Annotated in this window: 14 protein-coding genes; 4 read left to right on the top strand and 10 right to left on the bottom strand. The window is 72.9% G+C overall.

The annotated features are described in order from the left end of the window. Positions 1-28: 28 nt before the first annotated feature. Positions 29-319: a YiaA/YiaB family inner membrane protein gene (locus ACH4F2_RS26500; RefSeq protein ID WP_398135243.1), complete on the bottom strand. Its 291-nt coding sequence runs from the start codon at positions 317-319 to the stop codon at positions 29-31. A gap of 85 nt (positions 320-404) precedes the next feature. Then, entirely contained in the window at positions 405-1556 is a 1152-nt protein-coding gene (locus ACH4F2_RS26495; protein WP_398135242.1) for an acyl-CoA dehydrogenase family protein, read from the bottom strand. A 115-nt stretch (positions 1557-1671) separates the two neighbouring features. On the opposite strand from ACH4F2_RS26495, the gene ACH4F2_RS26490 reads away from it, so the two are divergent. From ACH4F2_RS26490 to ACH4F2_RS26480, 3 genes are all read left to right on the top strand, one after another. Continuing rightward, positions 1672-2313, top strand: a complete 642-nt coding sequence (locus ACH4F2_RS26490) for a TetR/AcrR family transcriptional regulator (RefSeq protein WP_398135241.1) — start codon at positions 1672-1674, stop codon at positions 2311-2313. A gap of 47 nt (positions 2314-2360) precedes the next feature. Beyond that, the gene (locus ACH4F2_RS26485; protein WP_398135240.1) at positions 2361-3074 is read left to right on the top strand and encodes an ArsR/SmtB family transcription factor; all 714 of its coding nucleotides are present in this window, start codon (positions 2361-2363) and stop codon (positions 3072-3074) included. Between the two features lie 63 nt (positions 3075-3137). Further along, entirely contained in the window at positions 3138-4109 is a 972-nt protein-coding gene (locus ACH4F2_RS26480) for a DMT family transporter (RefSeq protein WP_398135239.1), read from the top strand. 22 nt (positions 4110-4131) lie between these two features. Here ACH4F2_RS26480 and ACH4F2_RS26475 read toward each other — a convergent pair whose 3' ends face one another. From ACH4F2_RS26475 to ACH4F2_RS26440, 8 genes are all read right to left on the bottom strand, one after another. Next, entirely contained in the window at positions 4132-5229 is a 1098-nt protein-coding gene (locus ACH4F2_RS26475; protein WP_398135238.1) for a Zn-dependent alcohol dehydrogenase, read from the bottom strand. A gap of 22 nt (positions 5230-5251) precedes the next feature. Then, the gene (locus tag ACH4F2_RS26470; RefSeq protein ID WP_398135237.1) at positions 5252-6640 is read right to left on the bottom strand and encodes an aldehyde dehydrogenase family protein; all 1389 of its coding nucleotides are present in this window, start codon (positions 6638-6640) and stop codon (positions 5252-5254) included. A gap of 122 nt (positions 6641-6762) precedes the next feature. Next, the gene (locus ACH4F2_RS26465; RefSeq protein WP_398135236.1) at positions 6763-8118 is read right to left on the bottom strand and encodes an ABC transporter ATP-binding protein; all 1356 of its coding nucleotides are present in this window, start codon (positions 8116-8118) and stop codon (positions 6763-6765) included. Between the two features lie 271 nt (positions 8119-8389). Then, positions 8390-9637 (bottom strand): MFS transporter, encoded by a 1248-nt coding sequence (locus tag ACH4F2_RS26460; RefSeq protein ID WP_398135235.1) that lies wholly within the window; start codon positions 9635-9637, stop codon positions 8390-8392. A 68-nt stretch (positions 9638-9705) separates the two neighbouring features. Next, the gene (locus ACH4F2_RS26455; protein ID WP_398135234.1) at positions 9706-11133 is read right to left on the bottom strand and encodes a CitMHS family transporter; all 1428 of its coding nucleotides are present in this window, start codon (positions 11131-11133) and stop codon (positions 9706-9708) included. 140 nt (positions 11134-11273) lie between these two features. Beyond that, positions 11274-13511: a molybdopterin oxidoreductase family protein gene (locus ACH4F2_RS26450; protein WP_398135233.1), complete on the bottom strand. Its 2238-nt coding sequence runs from the start codon at positions 13509-13511 to the stop codon at positions 11274-11276. Between the two features lie 311 nt (positions 13512-13822). Further along, a complete protein-coding gene (locus ACH4F2_RS26445; protein WP_398135232.1) occupies positions 13823-14440 on the bottom strand; it encodes a TetR family transcriptional regulator in 618 nt (205 codons plus the stop codon). 64 nt (positions 14441-14504) lie between these two features. Further along, complete coding sequence (locus ACH4F2_RS26440) at positions 14505-15083, bottom strand: hypothetical protein (protein WP_398135231.1); 579 nt, start codon at positions 15081-15083, stop codon at positions 14505-14507. 172 nt (positions 15084-15255) lie between these two features. Between ACH4F2_RS26440 and hmgA the strand changes: the two genes are divergently transcribed. After that, the gene (gene hmgA / locus ACH4F2_RS26435) at positions 15256-16596 is read left to right on the top strand and encodes a homogentisate 1,2-dioxygenase (protein WP_398135230.1); all 1341 of its coding nucleotides are present in this window, start codon (positions 15256-15258) and stop codon (positions 16594-16596) included. Positions 16597-16620 lie beyond the last annotated feature (24 nt).

Raw genomic sequence — 16620 nt, 5'->3', positions numbered from 1 at the left:
GCGCTTAGGGGCGGCGTCGGCGGGCACGTCAGCCCAGCTTCTCGAAGGGGTCGTGCTCGGCGAGGAGCTTGTCCAACCGGGCCTGGTCGACGCGGCTCACTATCTGCCCGGCCTCCTGGCGGTCACGGATGATCTTGGCCAGCGTGAAGGCCGAGGTGACGAGGTACAGGACGGCGACGGCGAGGAAGGCACGGACCCAGGCGTCGGCCTGGAGGTTGTAGATGCCGACGGCGGTGGCGGTCATCGCGACCGCGAACGAGGCCACGGCCTGCCCGTAGAAGGCTGCCGTGCTCTGCTGCTTGACGGGTGTGTCACTCATGCGGACAAGGGTCGGCGGATGTGGCCCCCGCCACATCCGCCGGCGTACTCAGTTCCCGTACTCAGAGGGCCGGGAGGTCTCGCGCTCAGAAGGCCGAAACGCCGGTCAGCGCACGCCCGATGACCAGCTTCTGGATCTGGCTGGTGCCCTCGTAGAGGGTCATCACGCGGGCGTCGCGCAGCAGCTTGCCGGCCGGGTACTCGTCGATGTAGCCGTAGCCGCCGAAGACCTGGAGGGCGTTGTTGGCGGCGCGGACGGCGGCCTCCGAGGCGAACAGCTTGGCCTTGGAGGACTCGACGGTGAAGGGCCGCCCGCGGTCGATCAGATCGGCGACCCGCCAGGTCAGCAGCCGGGCCGCGTCCACGTCGAGGGCGATGTCGCTGATCAGCTCCTGCACCAGCTGGTGGTGGGCGATGGTCTTCCCGAACTGCTCGCGCTCGCCCGCGTACTTCACGGCCGCGTCGAGTGCGGCCTGGGCGATGCCGACGCAGCCGGCCGCGACCGACATCCGCCCCTTGGCGAGGGCCGACATGGCGACCGAGAAGCCCTTGCCCTCGGGGGCCAGCATCGCGGAGGCGGGGACGCGGACGTCCTCGAGGACCAGCTCGGCGGTGGCCTGGCCGCGCAGACCGAGCTTGCCGTGGATGGTCCGGCGGGTCAGGCCGGGCGTGTCGGTGGGCACGAGGAAGGCGGAGACCCCCTTGTGGCCGGGGGCGTCAGTGGAGCGGGCGAAGAGCAGCACCACGTCGGCCCAGGTGCCGTTGGTGATGAACATCTTGGTGCCGTTGACGACGTAGTCGTCGCCGTCGCGGACGGCGCGGGTGGAGAGGTTCCCGGCGTCCGACCCCGTACCGGGCTCGGTGAGGCCGAAGCAGCCGACGTACTCGCCGGAGGTGAGACCCGGCAGCCAGCGCCGCTTCTGCTCCTCGTCGCCCCAGGCGGCGATGGTCTTGGCGACCAGGCCGAGGGAGACCGACACGATCCCGCGCACGGAGCTGTCGCCGCGGCCCAGTTCCTCCGTCACCAGGCAATAGCCGAGGTGGTCGCCGCCACAGCCGCCGTACTCCTCGTCGACGGTGAGGCCGAGGAAGCCGACCTCGCCGAGCTTCTTCACGATGGACCGGTCCACCTCCTCGGCTCGGTCCCAGGCGACGACGTGCGGGGCGATCTCGCGCTCCACGAAGTCCCGCGCGAGCTGCCGTACGGCGCTCTGCTCCTCGCTGAGCTCCAGGTTCATGCCGAGTCACCCCACAGAAGACGATCGCGAAAGAAGGGCCCGAAGCCCGGACCTTGAAAACCGGACTTTTAAATTAGCACTGCTAGTTTAGGCCCGCAGCCCTACTATGTGCGCCATGGCCCGACCGCGCAAGCCCCTGCTCAGCACCGACCGGATCGTCGAGACGGCCCGCGCGCTGGTGGACGCGGAGGGCCTCGCGGCCGTCTCCACCCGCCGGCTCGCCGCGGAACTGGGAGTCAGCGGGCCCTCGCTCTACAACCACTTCCGCACCAAGGACGAGATCCTGGAGGCGGTCGCCGACTCCGTGAGCGCGCAGGTCGACCTGACGATGTTCGAGGACGGCCGGGACTGGCGGACCGCGCTGCACGACTGGGCCGTCTCCTACCGGGCGGCCCTGCGCGACCATCCCCACATCGTCCCGGTACTGGCCCACGGCCCCGGCCGCCGCCCGGCCGCGCTGCACCTCGCGGACGCCGTCTACGGCGCGATGGTCGCGGCCGGCTGGCCCCCCGCCCAGGCCACGTCCATCGGCGCGCTGATGCGGTACTTCGTCATGGGCTCGGCGCTCGGCTCCTTCGCCGGGGGCTTCGTGGGCGACGCCGGCGCCTACGACCCCGCCGACTACCCGCACCTCCAGCAGGCCCACCTCCTGGCCGAGCAGCAGGAGAAGATCGACGAGCGGGCCTTCGAGACCGGGCTGGCGGCGCTGCTGGACGGACTGACGCAGCAGTACGCGCAGGTGGCGCGGAACGCCTGAGGACACTTCGGCACCCGCCGAACGATGCGTACCGCATCCTGGAACACATGACCGACAAGGACGCCGAAGCGCCCGGGCTCGCGCGGCTGGCCGGGCTGATCGCCGACGAGACCAGGGCCGCGTGTCTGCTGGCACTGCTCGACGGGCGGGCCTGGACCGCCGGTGAGCTGGCCCGGCACGCGGGAGTGGCCGCGTCCACGCTGAGCGAGCACCTGGGCAAGCTCGTCGCGGGTGGACTGCTCGCCGAGGAACGGCAGGGGCGGCACCGGTATGTGCGACTGGCCGACGAGCGGGTCGCGCAACTGGTCGAGGACCTGGCCGCCCAGGTCGCGCCCGAGGCCGCGGCGCGGCGTCCGCGCACCCTGCGGGCAGCAGGCGCCGGGTCGGCGATGGCCCGGGGCCGCACCTGCTACGACCACCTCGCCGGGCGGCTCGGCATCACGGTCACCGACGCGCTGACCGGGCGCGGGCTGCTGCGCCAGGACACCGGCTTCGCGCTCACCGACGCCGGGCTCGGCTGGTTCGCGGACACGGGTATCGCCCTGGAGCCCACCGGTCGTCGGCCGCTGGTCCGGGCCTGCCTCGACTGGACCGAGCGCCGCCCCCATCTCGCGGGTGTCGCGGGCGCGGCCCTGTGCCGGCACGCCCTGGACACGGGCTGGTGCGTACGCATCGGCTCCGGGCGGGCGGTGAAGGTGACGCCGGCGGGCGAGGACGCGCTGTCGGAGCTGCTCGGCATCGACCCGGTGGCACTGCGCTGAGCACCGGCTCACCATCCGAAACCCGCCGGCGCGACCCCTCTTGCGCTGCCTAGCCTCTGGAGAATGATGAGCTCCGCCCGCATGCCCCGTCCCGCCCCCGCACGCCGCCCGGAACTGCTCTCGGCCGGCGCGGCCACGGTCACCGTCGTCCTGTGGGCCTCCGCCTTCGTCTCGATCCGCAGTGCCGGTGAGGCCTACTCGCCGGGCGCACTGGCGCTCGGGCGGCTGCTGTCGGGTGCCCTGGCCCTGGGGGTGATCTGCCTGCTGCGCCGGGAGGGGCTGCCGCCGCGACCGGCATGGCGGGGCATCGCGATATCGGGGCTGCTCTGGTTCGGCCTGTACATGGTCGTCCTGAACTGGGGCGAGCAGCAGGTGGACGCCGGTACGGCCGCCCTGGTGGTCAACGTCGGACCGATCCTCATCGCACTGCTCGGCGCCCGGCTGCTGGGCGACGCACTGCCGCCACGGCTGCTGGCGGGGATGGCGGTGTCGTTCGCCGGTGCGGTGACCGTGGGCCTGTCGATGTCCGGCGAGGGCGGTTCCTCGCTGTTCGGGGTGGTGCTGTGCCTCCTGGCCGCCGTGGCCTACGCGGGCGGGGTCGTCGCCCAGAAGCCGGCCCTGGGACACGCGAGCGCGCTACAGGTGACGACGTTCGGGTGCCTGGTCGGAGCGGTGCTCTGCCTGCCGTTCACGGGGCAGCTGGTGCACGAGGTGGCTGACGCGCCCGTCTCCGCGACGCTCAACATGGTGTACCTGGGCGTCTTCCCGACCGCGTTGGCGTTCACGACGTGGGCGTACGCCCTGGCCCGTACGACCGCCGGCCGCATGGGCGCGACCACGTACGCCGTGCCCGCGCTCGTCGTCCTGATGTCGTGGCTGGTGCTGGGCGAGGTGCCGGGGCTGCTCACCCTGGCGGGTGGCGCGCTGTGCCTGGCGGGCGTGGCGGTGTCGCGGTCCCGGAAGCGTACGGCGGCGGTTCCGGAGCGGGGTGCACCCGCCCCGGAACCACGCCGCGAGGAAACCGACCGGGTCTAGGACCGGGCCGGCCCGGGCCGGGCTAGAACACCACCAGCGCCCGGCCGCCCTTGCCCGCCAGCATGTTCTCGAAGGCCGCCGGGATGCCGTCCAGGGCGATCCGTTCCGTGACCAGGGCGCCGAGGTCCAGTCGTCCGGCGCGGACGTGCTCGGCCAGCACCGGGAGGTCCCGGGCCGGGTCGGCGTTGCCGTAGACGCAGCCGGTCAGGGTGCGGCCCCAGTGGAAGATCTCCAGGGCGTTGAAGGTGACCTGCTGGTCCTTGCCGCCGATGCCGACGACCGTGGTGCGTCCACCGCGCCGGGTGGACTCCCAGGCGGTGCGGATGGTGACCGCGCGGCCGACGCACTCGACGGCGACGTCGACGCCCTGCTTGCCGGTGAGGGCGCGGATCTCGCGGGCGGTGGTGCCGGAGGCGACCAGGTAGTCGGTGGCGCCGGCGGCGCGGGCCAGTTCCTCCTTCTCGGGGGACACGTCGACGGCGACGATCCTCGACGCGCCCGCGATCCGGGCCGCCTGGAGCGTGGCGAGGCCCACTCCCCCGACGCCGAACACGGCGACCGTCTCGCCCTCACGGAGCTTCGCCGAGTGGTGGACGGCCCCGTAGCCGGTGAGGACCGCGCAGCCGAGCAGGGCGGCGTCCGCGAGCGGGATGCCGTCGGGGACGGGCAGGACGCAGTCGGCGTTCACCACCGTCTCCTCGGCGAACGCGGCGACGTTCAGGCCGGGGTGCAGGTCGGTGCCGTCGTCGGCGCGGCGGGCGTGCGTGTTCGCGGCGCCGGCCAGGGCGTTCGCGCACAGCCAGACCTCGCCGAGCGAGCAGGCGTGGCAGGCGCCGCAGGACGGGGCCCAGTTGAGGACGACGTCGTCGCCGGGGGCGACGCGGGTGACGCCCTCGCCGACGGCGAGGACCGTGCCGGCGCCCTCGTGGCCGAGGACCGCGGGGAGCGGCACACGCATGGTGCCGTTGGACAGGGACAGGTCGGAATGGCAGACCCCGGCGGCGGCGAGCTTCACCCGGACCTGCCCCGGGCCGGGCTCGGGCAGCTCGATCCCGGTGATCTCCAGCGGGGCGCCTACGGCGGGTACGACGGCGGCACGGACAGTGGTACGGACGGCCATGACGTGGGCAACTCCCCTGGAGCTAGAACTGGAAGGACTTGGTCTGGAGGTACTCGGACAGGCCGTGCCGGCCCAGTTCGCGGCCCACGCCGGACTGCTTGTAGCCACCGAAGGGCGCCAGCGGGTTGAACCGGCCGCCGTTGATGTCGACCTGGCCGGTCTCCATCCGGCGGGCGAAGGCGACCGCCTCGGTCTCGTCGCCGGCCCAGACGGCGCCGGCGAGGCCGTACACCGTGCCGTTGGCGATCCGCAGGGCGTCCTCCTCGTCCTCGTAGCGGAGGATGGACAGGACCGGCCCGAAGATCTCCTCCTGGGCGACGGTCATGTCCTCGGTGACGTCGGCGAAGACGGTCGGGCTGACGAAGTAGCCCTGCTCGCGCGGTGCTTCTGGGCCGCCCGCGACGAGGCGCGCGCCCTCCGCGACGCCCTTGTCGATGTAGCCGCGCACGCGCTCCTGCTGCTTGGCGTTGACGAGGGGGCCGATCCGGTCGCCGTACTTCGCGGCGGCCTCGGCGGCCAGCCGCACGGCCTCGTCGTACTGGTCGCCGTGCACGAGCATGCGGGTCCAGGCGCTGCACGTCTGGCCGGAGTTGGACATCACGTTGGCGACGCCGACGTTCACGGCCTTGGCGAGGTCGGCGGTCGGGAGGATGACGTTGGCGGACTTGCCGCCGAGTTCGAGGGCGACCTTCTTGACGGCGGCCCCGGCGAGGGCACCGATGCGCCGGCCGACAGCCGTGGAACCCGTGAAGGAGACCAGGTCGACGTCCGGGTGCTCGGCGAGGGCCTGGCCGGCGACCGGGCCGAGGCCGGTGACCAGGTTGAAGACGCCGGCCGGGACGCCGGCCTCGTGCACCGCCTCCGCGAAGAGCTGGGCGGTGAGCGGGGTGTCCTCGGCGGGCTTCAGCACGATCGTGCAGCCGGCCGCGAGTGCGGGGGCGACCTTGGCGACGATCTGGTGGAGGGGGTAGTTCCACGGGGTGATCGCCCCGACCACGCCGATCGGCTCGTGGTGGACGACGGAGTTGCCGACCTTCTCCTCGAAGGCGTACGTCGCCGCCAGGTCGGCGTACGAGCCGGCCACCGCGATCGGGGCGGCGGCGTGCACGGCCTGCGAGAACTTCAGCGGCGAGCCCAGCTCGGCGGTGACCGTCCCGGCGATCTCGTCCTTGCGGTCCACCAGTACGTCCCGCAGCGCCGCCAGGCGCGCGGCCCGCTCGGCGGGCGGGGTGGCCGCCCAGCCCGGCAGGGCGGCGCGGGCGGCCCGTACGGCGGTGTCGACGTCCAGGGCGGTACCGGCGGGGACCTTGCCGATCACCTGCTCGTCGGCCGGGTTCACGACCTCGATCGTGTCCCGGCCGTCGGCGGGCCGCCAGGCTCCGTCGATGTACATGCCGTCATGTGCCTTCATCGCGTTCCTTCCGGGCGGGCCTCGTCGTCCGGCCCCAAACTAGCGCCGATAGTTTTACGGCACCAGGGGCGGCCACCATGGTGGCGCGGCTCACCCTCCCGGCGGGCTGGATGCCGGCGAACTCACTCGTCCAGGTCCGGCAGGCGCGCCGGGGCGGGGCAGATCCGGTCGCCGTGCTGGTCGAAGACGAACAGGTGGGCGAGGTCGACGAGGAGAGGGACCTGCATGCCGTGGCGGAGGTCGATGTCGGGGGTGGTCCGGACGATCAGGTCGCCGGGGAGGCGGCCGTCCGGGGCGGCGACAGCGGGTCCGGTGCCCGCGGGTCCGGCGTCCTCGTCGGGGTCGTCCAGGACCACCACCGGTCCGGCGCGCAGGGCGCCCGCCCGCTCCCTCAGCCGGTCCAGGACCGTGCCGTCGCGGCGGCGGCGCCTGACCGGGCGGGCGACGGGGCGAGGAGCCTCCAGGTCGGGTACGACGGCCGGGCGCGAACCGGTGTTGAAGTGGACGAGGACCTCGTGGCCCTGGAACTCCACGTGCTCCACCAGGCCGGTGAGCAGTACCTCGCCGGGACGGGCGGAGGCGGGCTTCGCGATCCGGACGGCCTCCGAGCGCAGGCCGACGATGACCTCGCGGCCCTGCTGGACGCGGAGCATCTGGTGGTCCAGGGAGAGCGGCTCGGGCAGGCGCAGGAACTGCTTGCCGAGGCTGATGGTCATCGCGCCGTCGAGCGGCGCCCGTACGAGGCCGCGCAGCAGGTTGATCCGCGGGGTGCCGATGAAGGCGGCGACGAAGACGTTGCGCGGCAGGGCGTACACCGCGCGCGGGCTGTCCACCTGCTGGAGCACGCCGCCGCGCAGGACGGCGACGCGGTCGCCGAGGGACATGGCCTCGGACTGGTCGTGGGTGACGTAGATCGTGGTGACGCCCAGTTCCCGGGTCAGCTTGGTGATCTCGGCGCGCAGGTGGTTGCGGAGCTTGGCGTCCAGGTTCGACAGCGGCTCGTCCATCAGGAAGGCGGTGGGGTGCCGGGCGATGGCCCGGCCCATGGCGACGCGCTGGCGTTCGCCGCCGGAGAGCTGGGCGGGAAAGCGGTCGAGGAGGTCCTCGATGCCCAGCATGCGGGCGGTGGCGTCCACGCGGGGGCCGGGGTCGGCCTGCGGGGCCTCGACGCGCAGCGGGAAGCCGATGTTCCCGCGGGTCGTCATGTTCGGGTACAGGGCGAAGTTCTGGAAGACCATCGCCATGCTCCGCTCGGAGGGGAGCAGGTCGTTGGCGTACTCGCCGTCCAGCAGCAGTTCGCCGTCGGTGATCTCCTCGAGGCCGGCGATCATGCGCAGCACGGTGGACTTGCCGCAGCCGGAGGGGCCGAGCAGGACGAGGAACTCGCCGGGCGCGATGTCCAGCGACAGCCGGTCCACCACGCGGACGCCTCGCGGGTAGGTCTTGCTCACGTCGTGCAGGGAGATGGCGCGTGTCATGGGAGGTGCCCCCGGGGGCTCACTGAGCGCTGGTGCTCCGCGGTCGGACGCCCTCGTGCGGGTCGTACGGGGCGTGTGAGTCACGGAAGTTAACGGAATGTGCGCGGCTGGGGGAAGACGCTGGACCAGATCTCGGTGCCACCGTCCATCTGGTGAGAAAGCGGACGGCCGGATTCAGCGGTGGGGCGTCTCAGGAGGCGGACCGGAGGCCGTCGGCGCGATCCGGTGGACCCGCTGCGGGCCCCGCCCGGCAGGGATCCGGCAGGGGGCCCTAACGGGCCGTCCGGCCGGGGGCCCGGCGGCGAGGAGTGCCCTCGGGCTCGTCCCCGGCCGTCGGCCGGTCCGCGACGGGCCCGGCCGACGGGGAGCGCAGGGCGATGCCCGAGGACATGAGCAGCAGGGCGCCGAGCATCACGAACGGCGCGGCCACGCCCGCGACGCCGGCGATCAGGCCCGCGGCGGCGGGTGCGGCTACCTGGCCGAGGCGGTTGCCGGTCAGGCGCAGGGCGAGGGCGGTGGAGCGGGCCCCGTCGGGGGCAGCCTGGACGACTGTCGTCATGGACAGCGGCTGGCCGACGCCGAGGCAGAAGCCGAGGGCGACCAGCATCAACGCGAGCACCCACACCGGCACCGGCAGCGCGACACCGGCGCACAGCAGGGCTGCCAGCAGACAGGTGACCGTGAGCAGCACGGTACGGCCGAGGAGCCGCAGCAGGGGCGTCAGCACCAGCCGGCAGGCGATCGTGGCGGCGGCCCGCAGGCTGAGCAGTACACCGATCACGACCGGGGAGATGCCCCGGTGCTCGCCGACCACCGGCAGGTAGGCGGTGAGGATGTCGGTCGCGGACAGGACGGACAGGCTGATCAGGATGCCCGCGGGCACGCCCCGGGCGCGCAGGATGCTCCCGACGGGGACGCGCGCCCCGTGGTCCGTACGGGACTTGGCGGACGCCGGGTGCTCTATGCGCCACAACGACGTGAACGCGACGGCCGCGCCCGCGCCCGCTACCACCAGGGCCAGGGCGCTGCTGCCCGCCATGTCGTGGCCGCCGATCAGCGCGCCCGCCGCGACGGGCCCGACGAGCTGGCCGAGCGAGGCGCCGATGGTGAAGTGGCCGAAGTTGCGGTCCTGTTCGTGCGGGGCGGACTGGCGGGCGACCAGCGACTGGGCGCCGATGACGAAGCAGAGGTGGCCGAGGCCCATGACACCGCTCCACAGGGCCATCGCCCACAGGGAGCCGGCGACACCGCTCAGCGCGCAGCCGCCGGCGATGAGCACCACGCCGACGGGCAGCAGCGGCGCGCAGCGGCCGTGGTCGGTGCGGCGGCCGAGCGGGACGGCGGCGAACAGCGGCAGCAGCGCGTACACACCCGCGATGACGCCGACCGCCCGCTCGTCGGCGCCCAGCGCGAGGGCCCGGTAGGAGACGGCGGGCCGGGCCATCGACACCGCCCCCTGCGCGAAGCCGAAGGCGATGACGAGGCGGAGCAGCCACCCGCGGTTCCCACCGGGCGCCATGATCGTGTCCTCCCGCAATTGCGAACTGCCGGTTCCCCGCGCGTGCCCCCGGGGAGCCGGGCCGATGATCAGATGATGCCGAACAGGATGCCCGCCGCGAGAATGACCAGGCTCGTCAGGACCGCCCACTTCACCACGAACCGCGTGTGGTCGCCGAACTCGACCTTGGCCATGCCGACCAGGACGTACACGGCCGGGACGAGGGGGCTGGACATGTGCAGCGGCTGGCCGACGATCGAGGCGCGGGCGATCTCCAGCGTCGACACGCCGTGCGCCTGACCGGCCTCGGCGAGCACCGGCAGGACACCGAAGTAGAAGCCGTCGTTCGACATGAAGTAGGTCAGCGGCAGGCTCAGCAGGCCGGTGACCAGGCCCATGTGCGGGCCCATGCCGTCGGGGATGGTGTCCACGAGCCAGTTGGCCATGTGGTCGACCATGCCGGTGCCGGTGAGGACACCGGTGAAGACGGCGGCGGCGAAGACCATGCCCGAGACGTTGAGGACGTTCTCGGCGTGCGCCGCGATACGGGCCTTCTGGTCGGGGATGTGCGGGAAGTTGACGGTGAGCGCGAGCGCGGCGCCGAGCAGGAAGAGCACCGGGATCGGCAGCAGCTCCATGATCATGGCGGTGAGCAGCGCGACCGTGAGCAGCGCGTTGAACCAGTACAGCTTGGGACGCAGGGTGGACCGGTTGGGGTCGAGGCCCTGGAAGTCGTCGTCGGACTCGCCGTCCTCGGCGGCGGCGTCCCGGGACCCACCGGAGCCCGCGGAGGCCTTCCCCGCACCGGCACCGGCCCCCGCACCCGCCTTCGTGCCCGTACCGGCGCCGACCAGCACCGTCTCGCTCTCCGGCTCCCGAGCCAGCGCCTCGTCCAGCGTCAGCGTGCCCACCCGCCGGCGCTCGCGCAGCCCGAGCACGTACGCCAGGACGACGACCGCGAGCAGGCCCACGGCCAGGGCGGGGATCATCGGGACGAAGATGTCGGTGGCGTCGACCTTCAGCGCGGTGGCGGCACGGGCGGTGGGCCCGCCCCAGGGCAGGGTGTTCATCACGCCGTTGGCCATCGCGGCGACGCCGGTCATCACGACCAGGCTCATCTTCAGGCGCTTGTACAGCGGGTACATCGCCGAGACCGTGATCATGAAGGTGGTGGAGCCGTCGCCGTCCAGCGAGACGATGGCGGCCAGCAGGGCCGTACCGACGACGATCCGCATCGGGTCGGCCTTGCAGAACTTCAGAATGGCCCGGACGATCGGGTCGAAGAGCCCGACGTCGATCATCACCCCGAAGTAGACGATCGCGAACATGAGCATCGCCGCGGTGGGGGCGAGGCTGGACACGCCGTCGATGACGTAGTCACCGAGTTCGGCGCCCTTGCCGACGAACACGCAGAACAGCGCGGGGATCAGCACGAGCGCCGCGATCGGCGACATCTTCTTCATCATGATCAGGACCAGGAAGGTCGCGATCATGGCGAAGCCGAGGATGGTCAGCATGAGTGAGTACCTAACGTTCGCCCTTGAACATCCCACCGGGGCAGGCGGTGCGAGCGACGTTAGGTGCCGCGAAGCATCGTTAACAAGACGTTGACATGCGAGCAATAAGCGCAAAACTCCAGGTCACAGCTTTGCGTCGGTCAGGGGCGGGTCACCGGGGTGAGTTCGACGGGTACACCGTTGAGTACCGCGTTGCCCGAGAGCGGGTCGAGCATGCTGCCGTCGAGGAGCTGGTTGACGTTGACGCCGGGCTCGGTGGCGGCGTGGCTCGTGCGGGTGCCGGGCCGGTCGTGGCCCCAGCCGTGCGGGAGGCTGACCACGCCCGGCCGGACGGTGTCGGTGACCTCGGCGGGGACCGTCACCTCTCCCCCGGCGCCCTTGACCCGCACGGGCTCCCCGCCGCGCACGCCGAGCCGTTCGGCGTCGTCGGGGTGGAGGTGCAGGGTGCAGCGGTTGGAGCCGCCGGTGAGGGCCGGGATGTTGTGCATCCAGCTGTTGTTGGACCTCAGGTGGCGGCGGCCGACGAGGACGAGCCCGTCGGCGCGCCCGGTCAGGGCGTGTCGCAGGCGCGGCAGGTCGTCGGCGATCGGTGCGGGCAGCAGCTCCACCTTGCCGCTGCGGGTCTTCAGCGGCTGCGGCAGCCGCGGGCGCAGCGGGCCGAGGTCGATGCCGTGCGGGTGGGCGAGCAGTCGCCGGAGGGTCAGCCCGTCCGGCCGTACGCCGAAGCCGTCGCCGTAGGGGCCGAGGCGCAGCATCAGGTCGAGCCGCCGCTCGGGGCCGTTCTCGCCGGCGAGCCGTGCGGTCAGTTCACCGGCGTCCTGTCCGTGGACGGGTGAGTGCGGGTCCCGGACGGCCTTGCCGAGGGTCTGCTCGATCACCATGGTGTCGACGGCGGCCGGGTCGGCCCCGTGCATGCCGGTGGCGGCCAGGGTCAGCCGGGCCAGGATCTCGGTCTCGGCCATGCGGCCGGGTTCGAGCGGGACGGCGGGCCGGGTGTAGCGGACCTGGTTGCGCACGGCGAGGGTGTTGAAGGCGAAGTCGTGGTGCGGGCTCTGGGCCGGCGGGGGCGGCGGCAGGACGACGTGGGCGTGGCGCGAGGTCTCGTTCAGGTACGGGTCGACGCTCACCATGAAGTCGAGCGAGTCCAGCGCCTTGTCGAGCCGGTCGCCGTCGGGTGCGGACAGCACCGGGTTGGCGGCGACGGCGATCAGCGCCCGGACCGGCGCGCCCTCCTCGGTGGCGGTGTCGATCTCCTCGGCGAGCGCGGACAGGGGCAGCTCGCCCTTGGCCTCGGGGTGCCCGCTCACCCGGGAGCGCCAGCGGCCGAGCGCGAAGCCGCGGCCGGGAGCGGCGGGACGCGGGGTCCTGTCGGTGGCGGCCTGCGGGAAGAGGGCGCCGCCGGGGCGGTCGAGGTTGCCGGTGAGGATGTTGAGGACGTCCACGAGCCAGCTGGCGAGGGTGCCGTGCGGGACGGTGCAGCTGCCGATGCGGCCGTAGACGGCGGCGGTGGGGGCGGCGGCGAGTTCGCGTGCGAGGGCACGCGTGACGCCCGCGTCCACGTCGCAGGCGGCGGCGACGGACTCCGGCGTGAAGTCCCGTACGGCGTCCGCGACTTCCCCGACCCCCTCGACGTGCGGGGCGAGGGCTCCGAGGTCGGCCAGGTCCTCTTCGAACAGTACGTGGGCCATCGCGGCGAGGAGCAGGGCGTCGGTGCCGGGGCGGATCGCCACGTGGCGGTCGGCGAGCTTCGCGGTGCGGGTGCGGCGCGGGTCGATGACGGTGAGGGTGCCGCCGCGGGCCTTGAGCGCCTTGAGGCGGCCGGGGAAGTCGGGGGCCGTGCACAGGCTGCCGTTGGATTCCAGGGGGTTGGCGCCGATGAGGAGCAGGTGGTCGGTGCGGTCGAGGTCGGGCACCGGGATGGCGTTGGCATCACCGAAGAGCAGCCCGCTGGAGACGTGCTTGGGCATCTGGTCGACCGTCGACGCGGTGAAGAGGCTGCGGGTGCCGAGGGCGCCGAGCAGGACGGTCGGGTAGAGGGCGCCGGCCATGGTGTGCACGTTGGGGTTGCCGAGGACGATGCCGACGGAGTGCGGCCCGTACCGCTCGACGACGGGCCGGACGCCGGCGGCGACCGCGTCGAACGCCTCCTCCCAGGTGGCTTCGCACAGCTCGCCGTCCCTGCGCACCAGGGGCGTGCGCAGCCGGTCGGGGTCGGCGTCGACGGCACCGAAGGAGGCGCCCTTGGGGCAGATGAAGCCACGGCTGAAGACGTCGTCGCGGTCCCCGCGGGCGGCGGTGACCGCGGTGCCGTCGATGGTGAGGCTCAGGCCGCAGGTGGCCTCGCACAGGGGGCAGATACGCAGGGCGGTGCGGGGCACGGGTCCTCCCGGAGGACGGCGGTGGTGGCACTCCTTCCGGCGAGCATACCGACCGGTAGGCATGTTGAGGAGGCCTTGCGCAGGCGTCCGCGCGAACAGCCGCACGGCACCGGCCCGCCGGCCGAGCACCGCCCCGCCCGCCGGCCGGCCGGGCACGAGCAGCCCGTCCTGCACGAGCACTCATCGTGCACGAGCGGCCCGCCGGCCGAGCACGACCGCCCTGCCGGCCGAGCAAGAGCGGCCCACCGGCCGAGCACGACCGCCCTGCCGGCCGAGCACGAGCGGCCCGCCGGCCGAGCATGACCGGCCCGTCAGTCCAGCACCCGCCCCAGATAGGCCCGCAGCAGCTCCCGGGCCTCCTCGATGATCCTCTCGTCCCCGTCCGGCGCGGCCCGGAAGGCGAGCTGCACGAGGGTGTCGGCGGTCTCCACGGCGACGAGGAAGGCGCGGCGCAGATCGTCGTCGGGTCGGCGGCCCAGATAGCCGCAGATCAGCTCGGTGAGCCGGTCGGCGACGCGGTGGTTGGGGACGGCGTGGCGGCCGCCGACCGGGATCTGGTTGCCGAAGTCGATCAGGGAGAAGCCGGCTGCGGTCCGCTTCATCGCCAGGTACTCGTCGAGCACCGCGTCCAGCGCCCCGCGCCAGCCGCCGTCCCCCTCCTCCGTCAGCCGTTCGGTCACCCGCTCCGCGTAGTGCTCCAGGTTGCGCTGGGCCAGCGCGTCGGCCATCTGCCGCTTGTTGCCGAAGAAGCGGTACACCGAGCCGATGGGGACGTCCGCGCGCAGCGCCACGGCCCGGGTGCTCAGCGCCTCGTAGCCGACCTCGTCGAGGAGTTCGGCGCAGGCGTCGAGGATCCGGGTCAGCCGTTCGGCGCTGCGCCGCTGCACGGGGGCACGGCGGAGCGAGGTCGCGTGGGACACGGTCTTCATGATGCCCTTCCGCCGCGGTCCGGTGAACTGTGACCTTCAGTACGGCGGTGGCCACCGGTTTCGTTCACCGGGCCGCCGCGGGTGCGGGGAGCGTCCGGTCCTCGATCCCCTCCGGCTCCGTGGCCTGTGACGGCTCCGCGTCCGACGCCGTGATGTCCGCCGTGCTCTCGACGGGTTCGCCGTCGACGGCCCAGACGGTGCCGTCGTCGGCGTACAGGCGGACCGTGAGCTGATGGGTGCCGCGCGGTACGAGGCCGGCGGCGAGGCGGTACTGCGGGCCGCGCAGGCGGGTGAGGAGGTCGCCGTCGAGGAAGAGGTGGGCGACGCCGCGGCCGGCCACCGCCTTCGGCTCCGTCCCGGCCGGCGAGAACCTGAAGTCGCGGACGGTCAGGCGCACGTCCCAGCTGTCGTCGTCCTCGGGCTGCACCTCGACACCGACCTCGGGCGCCTGCCCGCCGTCCACCTCCCGGTAGCGCCGGCCCTCCTCGTCGGTGGCGTCGAGCAGCCTGCCCACCGGCGTGGCCGAATCCCGGGCCTCCGGTTCGCCCGTACCGCCCGTGTCACCGGAGCCACAGCCGGCGGATCCGGTCAGCAGCAGGACACAGACCGCGAGCACGGCGAGCACTCCCCGCATCCACGACATGACGGGAGACTAGAACACCGGTCCGACAGTCCGGATCCCCCGGGGGCCTGGTTCCGGTCATCCTCCTGCGGGACGACCGACGCACGGACGGCAAGCCCCGCACGACCTCTTGCGCGCGGGAAATCGCAATCCTACGGTGTTCCATAGGAATCGGGTTGCGAGGGAGCGATCAATGAGCGGGGACGCGCGGAAGACCGCGGAGGGACTGGCCTACCTGTCCGGTTTCGGCAACGAGCACAGCTCGCAGGCCGTTCCGGGAGCGCTGCCCGAGGGCCGGAACTCGCCGCAGCGGGCGCCCGAGGGGCTGTACGCGGAGCAGCTGAGCGGCACGGCGTTCACGGAGCCGAGGGCGGAGAACCGGCGTTCGTGGCTGTACCGCATCCGCCCGTCGGCCGCGCACCCGGCGTTCACCCGCACGGGCAACGGCGCGATCCGCACGGCGCCCTTCACCCAGGCCGTGCCGGACCCGAACCGGCTGCGGTGGAACCCGCTGCCCGAGCCCGGGCCGGACACCGACTTCCTGGCGGGCCTGTGGACGCTCGGCGGCAACGGCGACGCCACCCAGCGCACCGGCATGGCCGTGCACCTCTACCACGCCACGGCCTCCATGGAGCGCGTCTTCAGCGACGCCGACGGCGAGCTGCTGATCGTCCCGGAGCGCGGCGGCCTGCTGCTGCGCACCGAGTTCGGCCTGCTGCACGCCGAGCCGGGCCACGTGGCACTCATCCCGCGCGGGGTCCGCTTCCGCGTGGAACTGCTCGACACCGCGTCGAACGGCGGACAGAGCCCGACCGCCCGCGGCTACGTCTGCGAGAACTACGGCGCCCCCTTCCGCCTCCCCGACCTCGGTCCGATCGGCGCCAACGGGCTCGCCAACGCCCGGGACTTCCTGGCACCGGTCGCCGCGTACGAGGACACCGAGGGCCCGGTGGAGGTGGTCAACAAGTTCTGCGGCAACCTCTGGACGGCCACCTACGACCACTCCCCGCTCGACGTGGTCGCCTGGCACGGGAACCACGTGCCGTACGTCTACGACCTGCGCCGCTTCAACGTCATCGGCACCGTCTCGTACGACCACCCCGACCCGTCGATCTTCACGGTGCTCACGTCCCCGTCGGACACCCCGGGCCTCGCGGGCGTCGACTTCGTGGTCTTCGCGCCGCGCTGGCTGGTGGGCGAGGACACCTTCCGGCCGCCGTACTTCCACCGGAACGTGATGAGCGAGTACATGGGCCTGATCGAGGGCGCCTACGACGCGAAGGCCGAGGGTTTCGTGCCGGGCGGCGGCTCGCTGCACAACATGATGTCGGCGCACGGTCCGGACCGGGAGACCTTCGACCGGGCGAGCGCGGCCGAGCTGAAGCCGCAGCGGATCGACGACGGGCTGGCGTTCATGTTCGAGACCCGGTGGCCGGTGACCCTCACGCCCCAGGCGGCCCGCGCCGAGCACCTGCAACCGCGCTACGACGATGTCTGGCAGGGCCTGGAGCGTCACTTCCGCCCCTTGCACTGAGGATTCACTACCGGTACGGATGGC

Source organism: Streptomyces sp. NPDC017890 (assembly GCF_044328675.1).
GTDB lineage: Bacteria > Actinomycetota > Actinomycetes > Streptomycetales > Streptomycetaceae > Streptomyces.
This window is presented reverse-complemented; position numbering and strand designations above follow the sequence as displayed.

Coding starts and splice junctions, on each gene's coding strand:
- ACH4F2_RS26495 (WP_398135242.1), bottom strand. CDS start 1,556: ATGAACCTGGAGCTCAGCGAGGAGCAGAGCGCCGTACGGCAGCTCGCG.
- ACH4F2_RS26475 (WP_398135238.1), bottom strand. CDS start 5,229: ATGGCCGTCCGTACCACTGTCCGTGCCGCCGTCGTACCCGCCGTAGGC.
- ACH4F2_RS26500 (WP_398135243.1), bottom strand. CDS start 319: ATGAGTGACACACCCGTCAAGCAGCAGAGCACGGCAGCCTTCTACGGG.
- ACH4F2_RS26480 (WP_398135239.1), top strand. CDS start 3,138: ATGATGAGCTCCGCCCGCATGCCCCGTCCCGCCCCCGCACGCCGCCCG.
- ACH4F2_RS26460 (WP_398135235.1), bottom strand. CDS start 9,637: ATGGCGCCCGGTGGGAACCGCGGGTGGCTGCTCCGCCTCGTCATCGCC.
- ACH4F2_RS26485 (WP_398135240.1), top strand. CDS start 2,361: ATGACCGACAAGGACGCCGAAGCGCCCGGGCTCGCGCGGCTGGCCGGG.
- ACH4F2_RS26470 (WP_398135237.1), bottom strand. CDS start 6,640: ATGAAGGCACATGACGGCATGTACATCGACGGAGCCTGGCGGCCCGCC.
- ACH4F2_RS26440 (WP_398135231.1), bottom strand. CDS start 15,083: ATGTCGTGGATGCGGGGAGTGCTCGCCGTGCTCGCGGTCTGTGTCCTG.
- ACH4F2_RS26490 (WP_398135241.1), top strand. CDS start 1,672: ATGGCCCGACCGCGCAAGCCCCTGCTCAGCACCGACCGGATCGTCGAG.
- ACH4F2_RS26465 (WP_398135236.1), bottom strand. CDS start 8,118: ATGACACGCGCCATCTCCCTGCACGACGTGAGCAAGACCTACCCGCGA.
- ACH4F2_RS26445 (WP_398135232.1), bottom strand. CDS start 14,440: ATGAAGACCGTGTCCCACGCGACCTCGCTCCGCCGTGCCCCCGTGCAG.
- ACH4F2_RS26455 (WP_398135234.1), bottom strand. CDS start 11,133: ATGCTGACCATCCTCGGCTTCGCCATGATCGCGACCTTCCTGGTCCTG.
- hmgA (WP_398135230.1), top strand. CDS start 15,256: ATGAGCGGGGACGCGCGGAAGACCGCGGAGGGACTGGCCTACCTGTCC.